This window comes from Caproicibacterium lactatifermentans (assembly GCF_013315815.1).
GTDB classification, from domain to species: domain Bacteria; phylum Bacillota; class Clostridia; order Oscillospirales; family Acutalibacteraceae; genus Caproicibacterium; species Caproicibacterium lactatifermentans.
Genome location: NZ_CP046051.1, coordinates 1,118,944 through 1,139,220 on the forward strand (window position 1 = coordinate 1,118,944; position 20,277 = coordinate 1,139,220).

Annotated in this window: 15 protein-coding genes; all 15 read right to left on the reverse strand. The window is 45.8% G+C overall.

Annotated elements, in window-relative coordinates:
* Positions 1-15 precede the first annotated feature (15 nt).
* The gene (lysA, locus tag GJQ69_RS05440) at positions 16-1,311 is read right to left on the reverse strand and encodes a diaminopimelate decarboxylase (RefSeq protein ID WP_086036844.1); all 1,296 of its coding nucleotides are present in this window, start codon (positions 1,309-1,311) and stop codon (positions 16-18) included.
* A gap of 38 nt (positions 1,312-1,349) precedes the next feature.
* Positions 1,350-1,937, reverse strand: coding sequence for a ribosome biogenesis GTP-binding protein YihA/YsxC (yihA, locus tag GJQ69_RS05445; protein ID WP_174193201.1), 588 nt, complete (start codon positions 1,935-1,937; stop codon positions 1,350-1,352).
* A 9-nt stretch (positions 1,938-1,946) separates the two neighbouring features.
* Complete coding sequence (lon, locus tag GJQ69_RS05450) at positions 1,947-4,319, reverse strand: endopeptidase La (protein ID WP_086035701.1); 2,373 nt, start codon at positions 4,317-4,319, stop codon at positions 1,947-1,949.
* 98 nt (positions 4,320-4,417) lie between these two features.
* Positions 4,418-5,743, reverse strand: coding sequence for an ATP-dependent Clp protease ATP-binding subunit ClpX (gene clpX, locus GJQ69_RS05455; protein ID WP_086035700.1), 1,326 nt, complete (start codon positions 5,741-5,743; stop codon positions 4,418-4,420).
* A 12-nt stretch (positions 5,744-5,755) separates the two neighbouring features.
* Positions 5,756-6,343 carry an ATP-dependent Clp protease proteolytic subunit gene (locus GJQ69_RS05460; protein ID WP_236849651.1) on the reverse strand — a complete coding sequence of 196 codons (588 nt, stop codon included), beginning with the start codon at positions 6,341-6,343 and terminating at the stop codon, positions 5,756-5,758.
* A 57-nt stretch (positions 6,344-6,400) separates the two neighbouring features.
* Positions 6,401-7,798, reverse strand: coding sequence for a trigger factor (tig, locus tag GJQ69_RS05465; protein ID WP_174193202.1), 1,398 nt, complete (start codon positions 7,796-7,798; stop codon positions 6,401-6,403).
* A 108-nt stretch (positions 7,799-7,906) separates the two neighbouring features.
* Positions 7,907-8,599 carry a metallophosphoesterase gene (locus GJQ69_RS05470; RefSeq protein ID WP_086035697.1) on the reverse strand — a complete coding sequence of 231 codons (693 nt, stop codon included), beginning with the start codon at positions 8,597-8,599 and terminating at the stop codon, positions 7,907-7,909.
* A gap of 40 nt (positions 8,600-8,639) precedes the next feature.
* Complete coding sequence (thrC, locus tag GJQ69_RS05475; RefSeq protein WP_086035696.1) at positions 8,640-10,145, reverse strand: threonine synthase; 1,506 nt, start codon at positions 10,143-10,145, stop codon at positions 8,640-8,642.
* Between the two features lie 114 nt (positions 10,146-10,259).
* Positions 10,260-10,628: a YraN family protein gene (locus GJQ69_RS05480; RefSeq protein ID WP_086035695.1), complete on the reverse strand. Its 369-nt coding sequence runs from the start codon at positions 10,626-10,628 to the stop codon at positions 10,260-10,262.
* Entirely contained in the window at positions 10,621-11,253 is a 633-nt protein-coding gene (locus tag GJQ69_RS05485; RefSeq protein WP_086035694.1) for a ribonuclease HII, read from the reverse strand. Before GJQ69_RS05485 ends, GJQ69_RS05480 begins: the two co-directional genes overlap by 8 nt.
* Positions 11,250-12,125, reverse strand: a complete 876-nt coding sequence (ylqF, locus tag GJQ69_RS05490; protein ID WP_086035693.1) for a ribosome biogenesis GTPase YlqF — start codon at positions 12,123-12,125, stop codon at positions 11,250-11,252. Before ylqF ends, GJQ69_RS05485 begins: the two co-directional genes overlap by 4 nt.
* A 3-nt stretch (positions 12,126-12,128) precedes the next feature.
* Positions 12,129-12,695, reverse strand: a complete 567-nt coding sequence (gene lepB, locus GJQ69_RS05495) for a signal peptidase I (protein ID WP_174193204.1) — start codon at positions 12,693-12,695, stop codon at positions 12,129-12,131.
* Positions 12,696-12,812: 117 nt separating this feature from the next.
* Positions 12,813-13,157, reverse strand: coding sequence for a 50S ribosomal protein L19 (rplS, locus tag GJQ69_RS05500; RefSeq protein ID WP_086035691.1), 345 nt, complete (start codon positions 13,155-13,157; stop codon positions 12,813-12,815).
* A 188-nt stretch (positions 13,158-13,345) separates the two neighbouring features.
* Positions 13,346-16,894 carry a helicase-exonuclease AddAB subunit AddA gene (gene addA, locus GJQ69_RS05505; RefSeq protein ID WP_174193206.1) on the reverse strand — a complete coding sequence of 1,183 codons (3,549 nt, stop codon included), beginning with the start codon at positions 16,892-16,894 and terminating at the stop codon, positions 13,346-13,348.
* Positions 16,891-20,229 carry a PD-(D/E)XK nuclease family protein gene (locus tag GJQ69_RS05510; RefSeq protein ID WP_086035689.1) on the reverse strand — a complete coding sequence of 1,113 codons (3,339 nt, stop codon included), beginning with the start codon at positions 20,227-20,229 and terminating at the stop codon, positions 16,891-16,893. The genes addA and GJQ69_RS05510 overlap by 4 nt, the downstream gene beginning before the upstream one ends.
* Between the last annotated feature and the right edge of the window lie 48 nt (positions 20,230-20,277).

A 20,277-nucleotide genomic window follows, 5' to 3' on the forward strand; every position in this document is an offset into this window, starting at 1 on the left:
TCTATTCACTAAGACTTACAAATCGTTCTGCACAAGGTCTGCATAGGATTCTCTGCGCACAGCGACACGCGGGCTGCCGTCCTTTACAAAGACGACCGCCGGGCGTGGAACACGGTTGTAATTAGACGCCATTGAATAGTTATAGGCACCGGTGGAGAGAACCGCCAAGATGTCCCCGGGGGCGCACTTCTGGATAGGTGTGTGTTCCTGTATCAAATCGCCGGATTCGCAGCAGCGGCCGGCAATCGTCACGGTATAATCCCGTGGCTTTTCTGCCTTGTTTGCAACGATTGCTTCATAAGTGGATTGATACAGAATGTAGCGGGGATTATCTGTCATGCCGCCATCAACCGAAACATAGGTCCGAGTATTCGGAATGCTTTTAACAGCACCTATGGTATAGAGTGTTAAACCCGATTCTCCCACAATGGAACGGCCTGGCTCGATATAAATTTTAGGCAGTGCCAGATTGTATTCACTGCAGCAACTATGTACAGTTTTTGAAACCTGCTCCATGTACTGGTCATAAGGAACCGGTTGGTCCTGCTCGGTATATTTAATACCAAAGCCGCCGCCCAAATTGAGTTCCTGCAACTCTGCACCTGTTTCCGCCTTAATATCCCGTATAAAAGTCAGCATTACTTTGGCCGCCAGCAGGAAGGGCTGAATCTCGAAAATTTGGGAACCAATATGGCAGTGCAGGCCAGTCAAAGTAACATTTTTCGCCTGCAGGGCTTCTTTCACCGCCGCCATAGCCTCGCCCGTTTCCAGTGCAAAGCCAAACTTGGAATCTATCTGGCCGGTACGAATGAATTTATGGGTATGGGCATCAATACCGGGCTTAATCCTCAGCAGAATATTGGCATGACCGTGCATACAACCGGCCAGATTATCCAGCGTATGTAACTCTGTCAAATTATCCACCACAAAATGACCGACACCACAGGTTAACGCGTATTTCATTTCTTCCGTCGTTTTATTGTTACCGTGGAACTGAATACGTTCTGGCGGGAACCCTGCCTGCATGGCAGTGTACAGTTCTCCACCGGACACAACATCCAGTCCCATTCCCTCGTCGTTCATAATGCGGCAGATTTCTTTGCAGCAAAATGCTTTACTGGCAAAGAGCGGTAGTCCGTTGCCATGGTAGCATTTTTCAATGGACTGTTTGTACATATTGCAGATTTTACGAATCCTGTTCTCATTCATAACATAGAGCGGCGTGCCATATTGTTTGGCCAGTGCAACTGTATCCGCACCGCCAAATAACAGATGACCTTCTTGATTGATTTTCAGATCTTCATTCAGCATTTTCATCTTTCCCACCAATCCTGTGTTATATTTTATGATTATTTCGTGGATTCACAAGCCTTTTTGATAGCAGAACGCAGATTTCCTACGCCCTCCCCGCTGCGGGCGGAAAAGATGTGAAGTGGGGCATGTGTCTGCTCGGACAACTGCTGCAATGCCGACTGCCTTTCCCTGCGCTGTGAAACGTTCAGTTTATCGCTTTTGGTTGCCAGCAGCAAAAACGGAAACTGATTGTGCAAAAGAAACTGTATCATCTGCATATCGTTTTCCGTTGGTTCATGACGCATATCTAAAATCTGTATTACCAGAACAACGGGACGGTCTTCGGCAAAATAACCGTCCACCAGCTCGGCCCAGCGCAGCTTTTCTTCTTTGGATACCTTTGCATAACCATATCCAGGTAGGTCAACGAAACGACAGCCATCTAAACGATAAAAATTGATTGTCGCTGTTTTCCCTGGCTGCCCGCTCACCCGTGCAAGGGACTTCCGGTTAAGCAGCTTATTGATGAGCGAAGATTTTCCTACATTTGATTTCCCGGAAAATACGATTTCAGGAAGCGTTCCTTTTGGCAGTTGTTCTTTTATCCCTGCAGCAAATTCGAACTGTGCCGATTCAATCTTCATATATACTCCTTACTGCTGAACTGCCTGAAATGGATTCTTTATTAAAGCATTTTTTAAAACCTGGTCAATATGTTCCATGGGCAAAAACTCAACAGAGTCTTTAACAACCTTATCTACCTCTTCCAAATCAGATACATTATCCTTTGGAATTAAAACAGTTTTAATGCCTGCCCGGTAAGCAGCCATCGTTTTTTCCCGCAGACCACCGATAGGTAAAATACGCCCAAGCAGCGTGATTTCACCGGTCATAGCAACATCATGGTGAATCGGGATTTTCGTCAGCGCACTGGTGATAGCGGTAGCCATAGCCGCACCGGCACTTGGGCCATCCTTAGGGACAGCTCCTTCCGGCGCATGAATATGAATATCGTATTTGCTGTAAAAGTCGCTCGGTATGCCGAGTTTATCAGCACGTGTACGAATGCAGCTGATAGCTGTCCGTGCGGATTCTTTCATAACATCACCTAATGAGCCAGTCAATTCAATCTTTCCAGTTCCAGACATAACCGCTACTTCTATTGGCAGCATGACACCACCCACGGAAGTCCACGCAAGACCATTTACTAAACCAACAGTATCTTTTTTATTTAAAGATTCGTCACGGAACTTGCAGGGCCCTAAGAAATTCTCCAGATTTTTCGGCGTAACACGAACTACAAGCTCTGGGTCCTCAACGATTTTCACAGCACTTTTTCTGCAAATAGTAGAAATCTGTCGTTCAAGGCCACGAACGCCGGCTTCCCGCGTATAGCCGCCAATGACTGCACGAATTGCTGAAGGAGCAATTCGCAGATTCTTATTGGAAATGCCGCTGTTTTTCAGCTGCTTCGGGACCAGATATTTAGTCGCAATCTGAAATTTTTCTTCATGCGTATAGCTGCCAAGGGTAATGACATCCATTCGGTCATACAAAGGTTCCGGTATATTGGAAGCATCATTTGCTGTCGTAATGAAGAACACTTTGCTTAAATCGAATGGCATATCAACATAGTGGTCTTCAAATGTGCTATTTTGCGCACTGTCTAGAACCTCCAGCAAAGCAGATGAGGGGTCACCACGGTAATCATTACCGAGCTTATCGACCTCATCCAGCAGCAAGACGGGATTGTTTGTTCCTGCTTTCTGAATTGCATTGATAATTCTGCCGGGCATAGCACCAATATAGGTTCGGCGGTGCCCACGTATATCAGATTCATCATGCACGCCGCCTAGGCTCACACGCACATATTTGCGTCCCATTGCTTCTGCGACAGAATGCGCTATACTGGTCTTGCCAACTCCCGGAGGGCCGACAAGACATAGAATTTGGCCCTGCACATCTGGATTCAATTTTTTTACTGCCAGTGACTCAATAATGCGGTCCTTTACTTTTGTCAAGCCATAGTGGTCCCTATCTAAGACGCGGCGAGCCTTTTGCAGGTCAATATGGTCTTTTGATGACTTGTTCCACGGCAAAGATAGGCAGGTTTCTACATAAGTAATAATGACACTGCCTTCATGAGAACCTTCCGGCATTCTCGCCAGTCGGTCACATTCTTTCAGCAGCTTCTCTTCCTGTTCCTGCGGCAGTCCGGCTTTTTTAACGCGGTCCCGAAGCTGGTCGGCCTCCTGCAAAGGATTGTCAACTTCACCGAGTTCATCTGCAATCGCTTTCATTTGCTCCCGCAAATAATAATCTCGCTGGTTTTCATCTATCTGGTCCTTTGCCTTTTCAGAAATTTTGGATTCGATAGATAAAATCCGCAGTTCCGATTTCAGCATAGCGCTCAGCTTCTTTAAGCGCCGGTAGGGATGAAGCTCCTCAAGTATTTCCTGCTTTTTATCGTAATCCAGCGAAACATTCATGGCAATATAATCGGCCAGTTCCCCACAATCCTTTTTCTGCACAACGCCCATAACAATGTCGGGAGCCACATGGGTGTAGTTCTGAATATAGTCTTGAAATAAAGATTGTGTGTAACGAATCAATGCCTCAGAATTCGGTGTAGAGTTCCGCTTTTTATCCTCTATTTTTTCTACTTCTGTTAACAGGAAAGGATTTTCTGTTTTAACTGCACATACCTTTGCCCGATACAATCCTTCGGTAAACAAACGAATTCCATCATCTGTACGCCGAACAATCTGGCGAATGCGGGCAACGACACCTACGGAGTAAATATCCTTCGAGCCCGGATCATCCACGGACAAATCCTTTTGTGTAACCAGAAAAATCAGCTGGCCTTCTTCCATGGATTTTCCAAGCGCAAGAATAGATTTTCTGCGGCCAACGTCAAACTGCAGCATCATTCCCGGGAAAATAACCAATCCACGCAGAACAAGTGTGGGTAGTATTTGTGTATCTTCGGGAGCAAGCTGCACTGGGTCCACCTTTTCTATAACCATTATCTGTCTCCTTACTAAAAAAGGCTGCTGCGGGTAACAAAAGTCTGGGTTACCACATACAACAGCCCTCATATTTTAAAATAACAGCAGAACAAGCTTCAAGCGGTGTCCCGACGTCCTTTATTCTTTGGAGGATTTGGAAGTGCCATTTTTATCTTCACCGGCTGACGGTCCGGATTGTAAACCAGTTCTGGCTTTGCACCAGTGTTAACTGTATCAGCAGTAATAACAACTTTCTCCACCGTATAATCAGAAGGAACATCATACATCAACTGTGTAAGCAATTCCTCCATGGCAGAACGCAAGCCACGCGCACCTGTATGGCGTTCAATCGTTTTATGTGCGATTGCCTGCAAAGCATCATCGGAAAATTCGAGGTCAACCTTATCCAGCTGGAACAGCCGTTTATACTGGCTGACCAAACTGTTTTTGGGTTCTGTCAGTATACGCACAAGTGCGTTTTCGTCCAAACCGCTTAGCGCAGTAATGACTGGCAAACGGCCCACTAGCTCCGGAATAATGCCAAACTTCACAAGGTCATGTGGTTCGACCTTGGACATCCAGTTCATTGCATCCAATTCCGTTTTGCTGTGCACTTCCCCACCAAAGCCCAGAGAAGTGGAAACATTCCGGTCCTCTACAATTTTTTCGAGGCCATCAAAAGCACCTCCGCAGATAAACAGAATATTGCTTGTATCAATCTGCAGAAACTCCTGCTGAGGATGCTTTCTGCCACCCTGCGGTGGAACATTGGAAACTGTTCCTTCCAGGATTTTCAGCAAAGCCTGCTGTACGCCTTCACCACTAACATCTCTGGTAATAGACGGGTTTTCGGACTTTCGCGCAATTTTATCTATTTCGTCAATGTAAATAATACCGCGTTCAGCCCGCTCAATATCGTAGTCAGCAGCCTGAATTAAGCGAAGCAGAATATTTTCTACATCCTCACCAACATAGCCGGCTTCTGTCAGGGTTGTAGCATCCGCTATAGCAAAGGGGACATCCAAAATGCGTGCCAGTGTCTGTGCCAAAAGCGTTTTGCCAACACCGGTAGGCCCCAGCAGCAACACATTACTCTTTGAAAGCGTAACATGGTCGTCTTCACCATAATAGATGCGCTTGTAATGATTGTACACAGCAACAGACAATGCTACCTTTGCAGCATCCTGTCCAATCACATATTCATCTAAGCGTTTTTTAATCTCATGCGGTTTTGGCAGTTCTGCTGCATTCTCCTGTGCGGGTTCTGTATGATGATGAGTAGAGAGATTCATTTCATCGTTCAGAATGGACTGGCACAGTTCTACACAGGAATCACAGATATATACTCCTGGTCCGGCGATTAATCTGCGCACCTGACTCTGCGGTTTACCACAGAAAGAGCAGCATATCTCCCGGTCGGTAATATCACCATTGTTGGACATGCAATCACCTGCTTATCTTTGTGTAATAACTTTATCAATCAGCCCATATTCACAGGCTTCTTCGGGTGTCATAAAGTTATCCCGGTCAGTATCCCGTTCAATGACTTCCAGCGGCTGTCCCGTATTCTTAGCCAGGAGCTGGTTAAGCAACTTTTTCTTGCTTTCCAAATAGTTAGCATGAATCATAATATCAGACACCTGTGACTGTTGCATACCGGCACTGGGCTGATGAATTAAAATATCTGTGTTCGGCAGGGAATAGCGTTTCCCTTTGGTACCAGCAGACAGTAGAAAAGAGCCCATGCTTGCTGCCAATCCAAGGCAGATTGTAGAAACATCGCACTTAACATACTGCATAGTATCATAAATGGCCATTCCAGCGGTTACAGAGCCACCAGGACTGTTAATGTATAAGCTGATATCTTTTGAAGGGTCCTCTCCTTCCAAAAACAAGAGCTGCGCTACCACCAAGCTTGCCGTTGCATCGGTTACTTCTTCATTCAGCATAATAATACGGTCATTCAGCAGTCTGGAAAAAATATCATACTGCCGTTCTCCGCGGTTTGTTTGTTCAACAACATAAGGAACTAAATTGCTCACGATAAACCCTCCCATAGAACTGCACACAAAAAGCAGTATTGGTCTTACAGGATAAACTTATTCAGCGCTGTCCTTTTTGTCTGCTGCTTTTTTTGTTGCAGAGCTTTTTGTGGCTTTTGTCTTTTTTGCTGCAGTTGCCTTTGTGGATTTCTTTTTCTTCTCTGCCGGCGCATCCATTACATCAGCCTGGTCACGCACAAAATCGATTGCTTTTTCGACAGCCAAATCGGAGGCCAGTGCTTCTTTTTCTACCACTGCCTTAATCTTATCCACGTCTGTCTTGTACTGGTCAGCCATCTTCCTGTATTCTTTTTCGATATCTTCATCAGAAGCAACCAGTTTTTCCTGTTCTGCAATCTTCTCTAATGCCAAGCGAACCTTAACCTGACGCTCAGCCTGCGGCTCAAAAGCTTTCCGCAATTTTTCCTGATCCATGCCCGTGTATTTCATGTATGTCCGAATATCCAGTCCCTGGCTCTGCAGACGATAGCTGAAGTCACGAATATCATCGTTTGCCTTATTTGCGTACATGACAGCCGGAATTTCGCCCTTTAGGGAAGCAACCAAAGAATCAATCAGTTGGTTATCCATATCATCCCGAACGGCCTCTTTCTTATCAGCCTCCAGATGCTTCTTAACATCTGCTTTGTATTCCTTCAGAGTATCGAATTCGCTGACATCTTTTGCAAATTCATCATCGAGTTCCGGAAGTTCACGGACTTTAATCTCATGAATTTTAACTTTAAAGACTGCTTCTTTACCCTTCAAGTCTTCAGCATGATAATCCTGCGGGAAAGTAACATTGACATCGAACTCATCGCCGGTATTTTTACCGATAATCTGGTCTTCAAATCCCGGAATAAACTGACCGGAACCCAAAGTCAGAGAGAAGTTATCGGCTTTTCCGCCTTCGAAAGATTTGCCGTCAACGGAACCGTCAAAGTCAATATCAACAATGTCGTCTTTTGCTGCAGGACGGTCATCAACCGTAACCATACGGGCATCGCGTTCCTGAACCTTTTTCAGCTCTGCATTTACTTCATCGGCCATAACTTTTTCGGATTTTTTGGTAACTTTAATTCCCTTATACCCATCAATTGTTACTTCCGGCTTGACCGTAATGGTGGCCTTAAAAACCAAACCGTCTTTCTCATCGACCGAAACAACGTCAAAGTCGATTTTGTCCTGAATCATATCCAGCTTAGCTTCTTTCACAGCTGCGTCCAGAGCGTCCGGATACACTTCATTTACAGCACCTTCGTAAAAGATATTGGGGCCGTAAAGCTTTTCAACAACAGAACGCGGTGCTTTGCCTTTGCGGAAGCCGGGAACGGCAATGCGGTTCTTCTGCTTTTTATAGGCATGGTCGACAGCGGCATTAAAAGTTGAGGCATCAACAGCAACCTCTAACTGCCAGCGATTTGTATCGACCTTCTTGGATGATTTCAGACTCATATTGATTTCCTCCTGCAAAATTGCAAATTATCGTTTAACAGTATAACATACTTATAGTTGATTTTCCATAAAAACTGACAAGAATTTAAAAATGCGTAACATTCTGCCTTACTCACGCACCAACAGCGGGCAGAAAGAAAGGTAGTCACATGAAATCAAGTGCATACGAATGCCGCGGTATTCTCCAATAACAGCACGTTTGGCAGCCTGACTCCCATGGATATGGCCAAAGTAGCAGTCTGAAACATTATGCTTTTTTAGTACCTCGAAAATTTCATCACAGCAGGCATTATCATAAACCGGCGGATAGTGCAAAAAGGCGACCGGAATACCGCCAAGCTTTTCACCCGCCTGTAAAGATGCTTCTAACCGGCCAACTTCCCGGTTAACGATTTTCATATCCTGTGCTGTCTGAGGATTGTACAGCCACCCGCGGCTGCCGCAAACGGCCAGTGCTCCAACTCTTACTGCTGAATTATGTATGATGGAAATTGTTGAAAAGCCACATGCGGTGAAAAAGTTTTCCAGTTTAGAACGGGTGGACCACCACAGGTCATGGTTTCCTTTTAAAATCAGTTTATGTCCAGGAAGGCGGTCAATATAACTGAAGTCTGCCTGTGCCTCTTCCAGTTTCATCGCCCAACTGATGTCTCCCGCGATAACGACTGTATCTTCTGGCTTTACCACAGCTTCCCAATTCTTTTCAAGTCGTTCTGTATAATTATCCCATCCTGGGAAAACGTCCATTGGCTTGTCTGTTCCAAATGACAGATGCAAATCTGATATTGCATATAATGCCATCTCTTCTAGTCCCTTCTGCAAAACGGACCGGTTTTAAAATTCACGAGTCAGCCCCGATCAGTTTCAGTGTCTTGGAAAACATCTCATCCGGTCTGCAGCAATTTGCAAAACGGACCGTTTTGCTCCGCAGCGCCTGGATAGGCTGCGGAATCGGTGTTCCCGTAACAGTAGCCAGTTCCTGTATCTTAGCAAAGTCATCGTCAGATGCCGCACTGCCCCCAATGGCCTGCAGCACACTGTCAGCAAATTTGTACGGGCTGGCTGTAGAAGCAATGATTGTCGGCGTACTGGCATCTCCTGTTTTGGAAACATACTGCTTATATACATTTACTGCAACTGCGGTATGCGGATCACAGAGGTAGTTCTCCTCCTGATACAAAGTGTGGATTTCTTCTTTCGTCTTTTGATCATCACAAAATCCAGCCCAAAAAATATTTTTCAGCTTCTGCATGACGTCATCATTTACCTGATAAGTCCCGGTCTGTGACAGTTCCTGCATCCAGTTCTTCACCTGTTCGTCAGAACCGGTTAAAGTACTGAGCATGCGTTCCAAATTGCTGGAAATAAGAATATCCATAGACGGAGAAATAGTCGTATAGAATGCGCGGTTGCGATTATAGCAGCCTGTCCGCAGAAATTCTGTCAAAACATTGTTGGCATTACTGGCACAAATCAATTTTTTAATTGGCAGGCCCATCTGTTTGGCGTAATAAGCGGCCAAAATATTCCCGAAGTTTCCTGTGGGAACAGCCACATTAACTTCCTGCCTATCTTGAATCTTGCCATTCACCATGAGGTCACAGTATGCTGAAATGTAATAAATAATCTGTGGTAAGAGCCGACCCAGGTTAATAGAATTGGCGCTGGAAAACATCATTCCATTTTTCGCTAGTTTTTGGCACATATCAGTATTGATAAAAATCTTTTTCACACCTGTCTGTGCATCATCGAAGTTACCTTCTATTGCACAAACAGCAACATTTTCGCCTTCCTGTGTAACCATTTGGCGTTTCTGCATGGGGCTGACGCCGTTCTGCGGGTAAAATACAAGGATTTTCGTCCCTGGCACATCCTTAAAGCCTTCCAGTGCAGCCTTTCCGGTATCCCCTGATGTTGCTACCAAAATGACTGCCGTTTTATCGGTGTGTATTTTCTGACAGCTTTTTGTCAAAAGATGTGGCAAAACCTGCAGAGCCATATCCTTAAAGGCACAGGTCGGGCCATGCCAGAGCTCCAGCAGATACATGCTGCAATCCTGTTCCTGCAGAGCTGACAGTTGTGCAGGTCCACCCGGAAATTTTTTTTCCGTATAGGCAGCCTGTACACAGTCTGCAATTTCTTTTTCTGAAAAATCTGTTAAAAAGAGGGACAGCACTTTCTGGGCACGTTCCACATAGCTGCACTTCTGCATTTGCTCCAAATCGTGGCTGCTTAATTTTGGAATCTCCTGTGGAACAAACAGACCTCCGTCCTGACAAATGCCTTGCGCAATCGCCTGAGCGGCAGAAACCTTTTTCCCGAAATCACGGGTTGATAAATACTGCATAAAAGAATAGCCCCCACTTTCTGGATGCAAATATGGCGAAACCGGCCGGTGGTTTATTGCGTTATCATTTTAGTATATTTTTCAGCTGTTGTCAAAAAGCTTTTCCGATTTAACTTAAGAAATGCCATCTGCAGTAAACGCATTCTTCAAATACTGATATTGCAGTACAGTAAGTCCATCCTTCCCTACTGTAATCCCCATAACATCAAAACGAGGCTGCAACTGCGTAGGAAAATGCATCAAATATGTCTGCGCTGTCTTGAAAATTCTGCGCTGTTTCTGTGGGGTAACCGCCGCCAGCGGAGAAACCATTGCATTTGCTGAACGGGTTTTGACTTCTAAAAAAATAAGATGTATTTCATTGGAAGCAATCACATCAATTTCCCCATATCTGGAATGATAGTTCCGCGCCTCAATGCGGCAATGCTTTCGCTGCAGATAGGCAGCTGCAAAATCCTCCCCAACTGCACCAGTCCTATGCATGCGCTTCTCCTAATATCTTTTTTAAAAAAGTTTTTCTATGAATGGGACATGGACCATATTCCAATAAAGCACGGCGATGCTGGACTGTTCCATATCCTTTATGTTTTGCAAACCCATATTGCGGGTACATTTCGTCCAGTTGAATCATTAAGCGGTCCCTGCTAACTTTTGCAAGGATAGATGCTGCCGCTATGCTTTCGCAGCAGCCGTCTCCCTTTACAATCGTTTGAACCGGTATGCCAAGTGGTGGCATCTGATTGCCATCCACCAAAGCCATCTGCGGCAGCGGTGTTAATTTTTGTACCGCACGGCGCATTGCTAAAAAAGTAGCTTGTAAAATGTTAATCTGGTCAATTTCCTTTTCTGTCGCAAAACCGACACCCCACGAAACCGCTTTTTCGGTAATCAAAGAATACAGCGCTTCTCTTTTTTTCGGAGACAGCTTTTTAGAGTCATTGACGCCGTCTATAACACACCCTTCCGGTAAGATAACCGCACCAGCAAAAACCGGACCTGCCAGTGGGCCGCGTCCCGCTTCATCTACCCCACAGATAACAGAATACCCTTTCCGCAGATAAGCACGTTCATACAAAAGCCAATCCACAGGCTCATTCTGTTTGGTCATTGTACGCCCCCCGCCTGTTCCAACGTAATGCGTCCAATCTTACCTGCACGAAATTCATCCAGCAGCATTTTAGAAGTACGCTCTGTGTCAATCTCGCCGCCGGAAACCAGCATACCACGTTTCTTTCCAACCAGCTGCAAAATCTGCCAACCTTCCATACCGGAAAAATCTGTTTCTCCAAGTTTGTAGCGGCTACGTACAGCATTCGGGTATAAACGGCAGAGCAGTTCCAGAAGGCGCGATGCAAGGTCCTCTAAATCGAGAATATCGTCTTTCACAGCACCCGTAAACGCAAGGTGTTCGCCTACCATTTTGTCCTCAATTTTTGGCCATAGTACGCCGGGCGTATCCAGCAAATCGAATCCCTTTCCAATCGAAAACCACTGATTCGAGCGAGTGACACCTGGCCGATTCTCTACTGCAGCATGACTGCCATGTGAAAGGCGATTGATAAAAGATGATTTTCCAACGTTTGGAATACCAATAACCATCACACGAATCGTACGTCCCGTCATGCCTTTCTGCTTCCAGGAAGCTATCTGTGGTGCCAGCACTTTGCGCACAGCGGGCTGAAAAGCACCCAGCCCCTTTCCACTCTTGCAGTCGATATCTACCGCTTCTATATTCTTTTGTTGATAAAAAGAAACCCATTGTTTTGTAGCAGTTGGGTCTGCCATATCCCGTTTGTTCAATAAAATGATTCGCGGCTTTCCCTGAATAATGTGTTCAAGGATTGGATTTCGGCTGCTGACAGGAATCCGCGCATCCGCAATTTCAGCAACAGCATCTACCTGTTTTAAGGATTTTTCAATTTGCTTTTTGGCACGGGCCATATGACCCGGAAACCACTGTATAGATTGTGCTTCGCTCATGTTTCACCCTTTAATCTTTCCAAAATGTGAAAATGGGAAAAGAACCAGCTGCGCTTTTCCCAAAATATCTTTCTGATCAATCAGTCCAATTTCACTGCTGCGGCTGTCCAATGAAATAGAACGGTTATCTCCCAAAACAAAGATCTTGCCCTCCGGTACGGTCAGCGGATAATGAACATTTGTTCCTTCCTGCTCTGTCTTTATACCTTTTACCAGATAAGCACTTTCATCCAGTGCTTGGCCATTAACGGATACTATTCCCGCATGGATGTCAACAGTCTGTCCACCTGTAGCAACTACTCTCTTAATGATAGGTTCTCTGCTGTTCGTATGTTCTATTACAATAACATCCCCGCACTGCAGTGATGTTCCAAAATAAGTAAGCAAAACTTTATCACTGGAAAACAGATTTGGCTGCATAGACGGTCCACTGACACTGACAATCCGCAAACAAAATGAAAAAGCCAAAACCAATATGACAACCGCAATAAACAGCGCATCAGCCCACTCATAGCATGACTGTACTTTGCTGTGATGGGCCGAACCAACCTTGTTACTGCGTATCTGCATGAAATTATCCTCCAAAGCCAAATTCATAAATCTTCTATGCCTGGTACATGATGAGGATGAATATTAAAAAAAGGGACACATTCATGTCCCTTTTTCGGCCTATTCACAGCTTTTCTTTTATTTAACAACTTCACGCAGTTTAGCAGCTTTGCCCACACGGTCACGCAGATAATAGAGCTTTGCGCGGCGAGTGTGGCCTTTGCGGATAACTTCTACTTTTTTGACGTTCGGAGAATGGAACGGGAAAACACGCTCCACGCCAACACCATAGGAAACTCTGCGTACCGTGAATGTTTCGCTGACACCCGAACCGCGGCGGGCAATGACAGTACCCTCAAATGCCTGGATTCTTTCGTGGTCACCTTCACGGATGTTAACACTTACACGGATGGTGTCGCCGACTTCCAGCTGAGGCTTGTCTTCTTTTACAGAGTCCTGTGCAATTAACTGTAATGCGTTCATGATTTTTCCTCCTGTTTCAGGCATTCATGCTTCCTTTTTAGGGTAAGCAGAGGACTGCCCGCTTCAATGTCACATATAATCGGGCATTGACTCCCGCCGGGAGCGGCGGACTTCAAATGCCTATATAGTATATCACAAGCTATGTTTTGACGCAAGTCCTTTTTTGCTGACGCAGTACAAACTATTTCTTATGTATCAGACAAAATAATCGTCTTCCCCAAAGAAAAGGTATACAAAAGACATTCTTTTACAGGCATTCCTGTACATTGTGTCAGTGCCTCTTTATAGAGCATCAGCTGTACCTGGTAGCGGTCACGCAGTTTGTCCGGATTTTTTTCTCTGTCGGTTTTATAATCCAACAGTACCAGCCCGTCTGCTTCTTCAAATGCACAATCTATTGCGCCCTGTACAACAACAGGCTCCTGTCCCATGTCTGGCGGCAAAGAAATATCCAGCCGTGATGCTGGTATCTCAATTGTAAAACGATATTCCCGCAAAACTTTTTTGCTGTTTAAAATTCGTTTTGCCAGCGGTGACGCAAAAAAATGCTTGATTTTATTGATATCCACTGCATCTGCCTGTTCTTTTGTCAGGTACGCTTCCTTATACAGCCGTTCCAGCTCTGCTTCCGGATTAGAAGCAGCTGTTTTATAATCTACATATTGCATATAGGCGTGCAGTGCCGTGCCGCGCTCAGCCGGCGTTAAGCCGCCCTTCCCCAAAAAAGCCGGCCTGCTCATAGCTGCGTATTTCCGTTCAAACGGCGCCGCGGCGATTTCGCTGGCCGCGGTTTTTGCACGTACCTGTCCCAGCCGTAAATACGGATAGATGTATTCCGTTTCCTTCTTCAATTTTTCGTATAGTTCTGGGTTCGGAGAAACATTCTGCTCTGTTTTTTCCGTTCCATCAGTCTGCTGCAAAGGACCGGAAAATGAAACAATCTTGAAATGGCATTTTTGGCTGCACGGAACAATCGGCAAATCCACTGCATCTGCCGCTTTTCGCAAAGCCCCGGCATTCGGATGACGCAAAGCACATAGTAAAATCCAATCTGCAGTGCTCCCCGCTTTCTGTACAAGAAAGGCAGGAAGTTTTTCTTCCTTTCCTAATTTGGAAGCACATGAAGTAAGCTTTTTCTCGACATTTGACCCAGAGCAAAGAATCAAAAGTCTTTCTTTTGCACGCGTAACAGCAACATACAAAACTCGCAGTTCTTCGCTCATGCCATCGCATCTCTGTTCCAGTGAAACAGCTTCATGCGGCAAAGTTGTATAACGGCATCCGCTTTCTTCATCCTGCAACTGCAAACCAAAACCAAGCTTTGCATTCAGACACACTTTGTTAGTTTCCTGATGGAATCGTCGGCTGCATCCTGCCAGAATAACAACAGGAAATTCCAGCCCTTTGCTGTGATGAATGCTCATAATATGTACAACATCTGCACTTTCCGCAACGGGGCTGGCTGCACTTAAATCACTACCCTCCCGCTGCATGCGGTCAATGAGATGTATAAATCCGGAAAGACCGCCTGCACTGCTTTGTTCATACTTCCTGGCATATTCTATCAAAAGGTGTAAATTAGCAAGACGTGTTTCGCCATGGTCCATTGCTAACACTAAATCCTGATAGCCGCTTTTTTGTAAGAAAAACAGCAGGAAGCGGTCCGCCGGCAATGTGGCTGCCTGTGCCCTGTAAACCTGCAAATCTTCCAAAAAATTCTGGCAGCGTGTATTTCCTGCTGCGGCTTTTTTACGAACAGCAAGATAAACAGGTCCTTTCTTCTTTTCCATCCGTATACTTGCAAGTTCATCTGGCGTAAAGCCATATACCGGACTCGCAAGGACCGCTAGCAACGGAATATCCAAAAGTGGATTGTCCGCTGTGCGCAGAAAAGAAAGCGCCGTACGTATTTCTGATGTTTCAAAAAATCCATTTTCTGAACTGGCCCATGTCGGTACCCCAAAAGAGCTGAGTATACGCGCATATTGTGGTGCATACTTTTTGGCACTGCGCAAAAGGATACAAACGTCCCGAAGCTGTCCTTTACGCCGTCTGCCATTCTCCTGAACCGTTCCATTTTCAAGAAAATTCGTTATATACTCCGCTATGCGGCGGCTTTCCGCTTCTATCTGGTCTAAGTCCCCATCGTCTGTACTGCACTCTAATACGTCCAGCTCAGCATCTGGGACAGGGCTTTCTGGATAAGAACCACCATACAGCAATTCATCAGGGCCTGCATATTCCAGCCCTCCGGCATTTTTGCTCATCAGCTGACGGAAAAGGAAATTGACAAACGCAATGATACCTACACGGCTGCGAAAATTTTTCCCCAGTGTTATGCAGGAAGGAAATGTGGGAGCTTCCCTACAATAAATTTCAGCATGACTGCGCCTTTCCAAAAACAACCCAGCTTCTGCCTGACGAAACCCATATATGCTCTGTTTCACGTCGCCAACCATAAATAAATTTTTCTCTTCCTGAGAAATAGCCCGAAAAAGCAAGTCCTGAAGTTCATTCGTATCCTGATATTCGTCAACCAATACTTCGTCATACCGCTGTGACAGGCTATCTGCTTCCGGCGTACGTTTCCAGCCATCTGGTGTTTCCTGTACTAATAGCTGCAGTGCCAAATGTTCCAAGTCACTGAAATCTAATATTTTTTTCTCCTTCTTAACCGTATTCAGTTGGTCACTAAAGGTTTCGGTAACAGAAACCAGCTTGCTGACAACGGGCAGCAAACGCTCAAAATCTTCGCGGCACTCTTCCTTTTTACAGCAAAAGAGATGTTTTAATTGTTCTACTGTTTTTTTAACTTCTTTACGGTTGGCATCTGCTTTTAATTTATATGAACTTTCTTGATAACCCCGTACAGAAGGCATCCGTTCCCAGCTCACTGAATGGATCTGCTGATAAACAGCATCCCAGTCCCCTTTTTGCACTGTCTGCCGCAAACACTGCAAAATGCTCCAGTCTTCTTCATAAACTGGCCGCTGTGCTTCCCGCAGCTTATCTGTTTCCCCAAGTTTATCTAAAAGGGCAGCCGATTGTTCTGTCATCTGCATACTATACGAAAGCGCTGCTTCTGCATATTTCCGAACAGAGCTACCCCACTCTGTTCTATCTGGATTTGTTTCTCTGTACATATCTGCTTTTTCCTGCAGCCAGCGGCGCGAAAACGGATGACTGCGGGCAAACTGATATAATGTCTGGATAACTTCTGTTAGCTGCCTGTCATTCTTGCTGGAGGAAATGCTGTCTGCCATCTGCAGGAAATTCGCATCGTCTGCCGCATAATACCGGTCCAATACCTGCGTCATAGTTTGTGCCTGCAAAACTTCCATTTCACTCTGGTCCGCTACACGGAAATCTACAGGTACACCAAGCTGACTGAAATTTTCCTGTATCAATTCTTTGCAGAAGCTATCAATAGTACCGATTTGGGCATGAGAGAGCAAAATTTTCTGTCGCTGCAGGAAAGTACTGTTTGGATGTTTCTGCAGTTCCAAGGACAGACGCCGGTCAATACGGTCCTTCATTTCTGCTGCGGCCGCTTTTGTAAACGTAACAACCAACAGCCGGTCCGCAGCAATTCCCTGACTGGAATCTAATATTAAGCTAACTACACGTTCTACCAATACAGCCGTTTTCCCCGAACCCGCCGCAGCAGACACCAACAGAGGGCCACCACGGGCAGAAATTGCATCCTGCTGTTCAAGAGTCCACTTTTTATCGCTCATCTATCTTTTTCCCCCTCTTCTTTATGAATCTGCTGCAAAATCTCATTTTGTTTCTGCACAGTTTCTTCCCGGACCGGGCCATTTTCTTCATGCCCGCATACAGAAGTATAGGGACACCATTGGCAGGCATCTTCTAAAGGCATGGCCTGTACATTTCCGCTGTGCAGCTGTCTGCCCATTTCCTGAAGTTGTTTTTCGGTATACCGCAGAATGCTGTTTAGCTCTTTTTCAGTAACCATTGCATCTGTTTTGCGGTAGTCCCCATTTTTATTTTGCTTAACGGGTATGTACTTGCCGCCAGCGCCTTGTTCCATCGCCTTAATAACTTTTGTATCACTGCATATTAGGCCATTCATACACAGTTGCTTTTGCTGCTTGTCCCGTTTGTGCTCCTCGGTACGTTCCACCAGCACCGCAGATACAGAAGCGGGCATGTACAGGACACCAGCGGGAATCGGATTTTTATATTTCTCTTTCCCATTTTTACACAGTGCAGCAAGGTATAAAAGCATTTGCATATCGATTCCGTACAGAACATCGGACAGCGCAAACCGTTTCTGCCCCGTTTTGTAGTCAATGACGCGAATCCAAGTATGGCCTTCCTCTTCCCACGTGTCCACACGGTCCACTTTACCAATGAGCTCTACACTTCCGCCATCCGGGAGTGCCAAATGGATTCCCGGCACCCCCTGCGGACCAATGGGAAGCTCAAAATCCGATGGTACAAACTCGCTTTGGCAAAGTTCCTCCGCCACATGTCTGGCAATAACAAAAGCTGCCTGCGCCGCACGGAATAGAAGATGCTGAAACCTTGGAATATTTTCTGCATGTATACCCATTTTTTCATTTACATAGTCGTAAATAAAAGAAAGAATCAACTGATTTAACTTTTCCTCCTGCATATCTTTCAATTCTTGCGCACAAAAGCTGGAAAATAGCCGCTCCAATAAATCATGCATTAAGCTGCCGTATTCCATTGGGTCTAGTTCCGCCGTACGACGTTCTTTGGCCTGCAGGCCATACTGGCAAAAGTACTGGAACGGACATTTCGCATAGGTTTCTGCCTGAGAAGCCGAAATACGCATATCCGCGTGAAAAAGTTCTTTGGCACGGGATTGTTCTGCAAAGCACAGCGGCGTATGTTCTGCTGCGCGCCTAACCGCCGCCAGCTGAGGAGCATCCTGCTCCTGTGAAAACAATGCCTGCAAAGTAGCTTCCTGTTCATCTGCTTTTTGTCCCCAGCTGCGGGCCAACTGAGAAAATGCCGCTTTTCGGCTGCTGGAGAAAAAAGCTGTTGGAAGCGTGAATGCTGTTTGCACAGAAACATTTTTCAAAATGCGCTGCGTTTCTGTAACAATCGAAGAAGGCAATTTTGTATTTCCTCCGGTGTCTACTGTAGGCCAGGAAAGGTACAAATGACAGGAAGGAGCGCTGACTGCTGCATACGCTAAAAAGCGTTCCTGTACGTCTACACCAGCCATTGTATCGTTCAGCGGCAGACCTCCATCAATCAGTGACAGACGCTCTGCAAAACTAAACACTCCTGCTGTACCAGGTGCTTTTGGAAAATCTTCTTTCGCTGCATCTAAAAGGAATACAACCTTAGGTGACTCTATACGTATTCGGTCTGCTGCGCCCACCGTGACCTGGTCCAGTCCCTGTGGAATGCTGCTTATTTGGCTGTCAGAAATCACCATCCGCAGCAGTTCTTCAAAGCGGCTGCGGGCAATAGGCTGCTCCCCTAAAACCAGTGCACACTGGTCCAGTACCTGCATCAGCACATCCCAAAGACGAAGTGTATCATCAGCCAAAGACGGTGAACCGGCCTGTTCCAAAGCAGCTGCCAGCTCTTTCAAATGTTTGGGAACTTCAGCATCCTGCAGCAGCTGATATACTGCCTTTGCTATAGAAACTCCATCTGTATGTAAAGTGACCTTTGCAAACGCTTCCAGCGGATTTATGATTTGTCGCCGTGCTTTTTCAAGGCCCTCCAGCCGTTTCTGTTCATCTGGTGTAAAACTTCCGGTAAAGCCGTCCGGGTTCAGTGTAAACGGCTGATGCCAGGTTTTCCCGCTAATCTGCCATGTAAAGCAGTAATTTTCCAATACAGCTGTAACATCCGGTGTAATTCCTGTAAGATTCGTTTTTAGATAAGTGAAAATCGTTTCACTGTCATAGCCTGTCCGCACAGCTGCGAATGCAGCCAGAACAAAACGCATGAGTGGTTCATGTGTAATGTCACGAGCCTCATCCATAAAATAGGGAATTTCATAAGTATCCAATGCGGTATCCAAAATATCCCGGTAACTGTCCATATCCCGCGCAACAACCGCAATGTCCCTTGCCCGACACTGTCCCTTCATCAGAAGATGCCGAATTGCCGAAGCGACAAAAGAGGCTTCTTCATACGGGTTCGCCGCCTCATATAAAGTAACATGTTTTGCTGTTACCGCCGACTGGATATTCTCTGTACGGTAGAAATATGCTTCCAATTCCCGCAAATCATCAAAATAATACCGGATACCTGCCGGCAGCTTTTCCGGAGAAGCTACCGGTACATTTTCTTCATTTGCCAATCTAATGAAGCTATAAGCCGTTTGACGTACAATCGAAAACAGTCCCATACCATGTTCCGAATCCTCCAATGTATCGGTACAGAGGGATACCGTTACCTCCTGTGCCTGACGCATCACGAAACGCAGAACGCCATACTGCTGCTTTGTAAAACTTTGAAACTCATCAATAAAAACATCTGCTCCTTGAAAGAACGAATGTTTTCCAAGGCATGCGGCCGCACGTGTTAAATCGTCCTGTGGGTCTACCCAACTTTGTGCAACTAGTGCCTCATAGCAATCTAGAATTTGTGAGAGTTCTTCCAGTTTCTGCCGAAGAACAGACTTGTCCGATTGTATCGCTGCATTATGCAGGTCCCGTGGGGAAATCCCGCAGGACTTAAATTCAGCGTTGGCATCCAACAGCATTTGAATCAGTTCGGTTCCCTGTGCACTGCGCCGATAAAATTGAAGTGTATCTTTTATTTGTTCTAATGCCTGACTCATTAGAATGACACGGCCGCCGTCCGTCAGCCGCCGCCCGGCGCCGCCGCCGTAACTTCTTGCAAGCGCATCACACAGGCGGGAAAAGCTGAGTACCTGTACACGCTGTGCATCTTTTGGCCCAAGCAGTTTCAGCAATGCACGTTCATTGTCAAATGAAGCCTGCTCCGGGACGAGCAGGAATAGCTGTGTCTGTCCTCCTTTTGCCATGCTATGCAGGCGTTCCCGAATGGAAAATGTCTTTCCGCTTCCGGCTCTGCCCAGCAATAAGTGCAGCATATTTTATTAGCCTCCTTTAAAATAAAAGCAGCAGAAGCCGCTAATACA

Coding starts and splice junctions, on each gene's coding strand:
- GJQ69_RS05480 (WP_086035695.1), bottom strand. CDS start 10,628: ATGCATAGGACTGGTGCAGTTGGGGAGGATTTTGCAGCTGCCTATCTG.
- GJQ69_RS05470 (WP_086035697.1), bottom strand. CDS start 8,599: ATGGCATTATATGCAATATCAGATTTGCATCTGTCATTTGGAACAGAC.
- rplS (WP_086035691.1), bottom strand. CDS start 13,157: ATGAACGCATTACAGTTAATTGCACAGGACTCTGTAAAAGAAGACAAG.
- yihA (WP_174193201.1), bottom strand. CDS start 1,937: ATGAAGATTGAATCGGCACAGTTCGAATTTGCTGCAGGGATAAAAGAA.
- GJQ69_RS05510 (WP_086035689.1), bottom strand. CDS start 20,229: ATGCTGCACTTATTGCTGGGCAGAGCCGGAAGCGGAAAGACATTTTCC.
- thrC (WP_086035696.1), bottom strand. CDS start 10,145: ATGCAGTATTTATCAACCCGTGATTTCGGGAAAAAGGTTTCTGCCGCT.
- clpX (WP_086035700.1), bottom strand. CDS start 5,743: ATGTCCAACAATGGTGATATTACCGACCGGGAGATATGCTGCTCTTTC.
- tig (WP_174193202.1), bottom strand. CDS start 7,798: ATGAGTCTGAAATCATCCAAGAAGGTCGATACAAATCGCTGGCAGTTA.
- lon (WP_086035701.1), bottom strand. CDS start 4,319: ATGGTTATAGAAAAGGTGGACCCAGTGCAGCTTGCTCCCGAAGATACA.
- lepB (WP_174193204.1), bottom strand. CDS start 12,695: ATGCAGATACGCAGTAACAAGGTTGGTTCGGCCCATCACAGCAAAGTA.
- lysA (WP_086036844.1), bottom strand. CDS start 1,311: ATGCTGAATGAAGATCTGAAAATCAATCAAGAAGGTCATCTGTTATTT.
- ylqF (WP_086035693.1), bottom strand. CDS start 12,125: ATGAGCGAAGCACAATCTATACAGTGGTTTCCGGGTCATATGGCCCGT.
- GJQ69_RS05485 (WP_086035694.1), bottom strand. CDS start 11,253: ATGACCAAACAGAATGAGCCTGTGGATTGGCTTTTGTATGAACGTGCT.
- addA (WP_174193206.1), bottom strand. CDS start 16,894: ATGAGCGATAAAAAGTGGACTCTTGAACAGCAGGATGCAATTTCTGCC.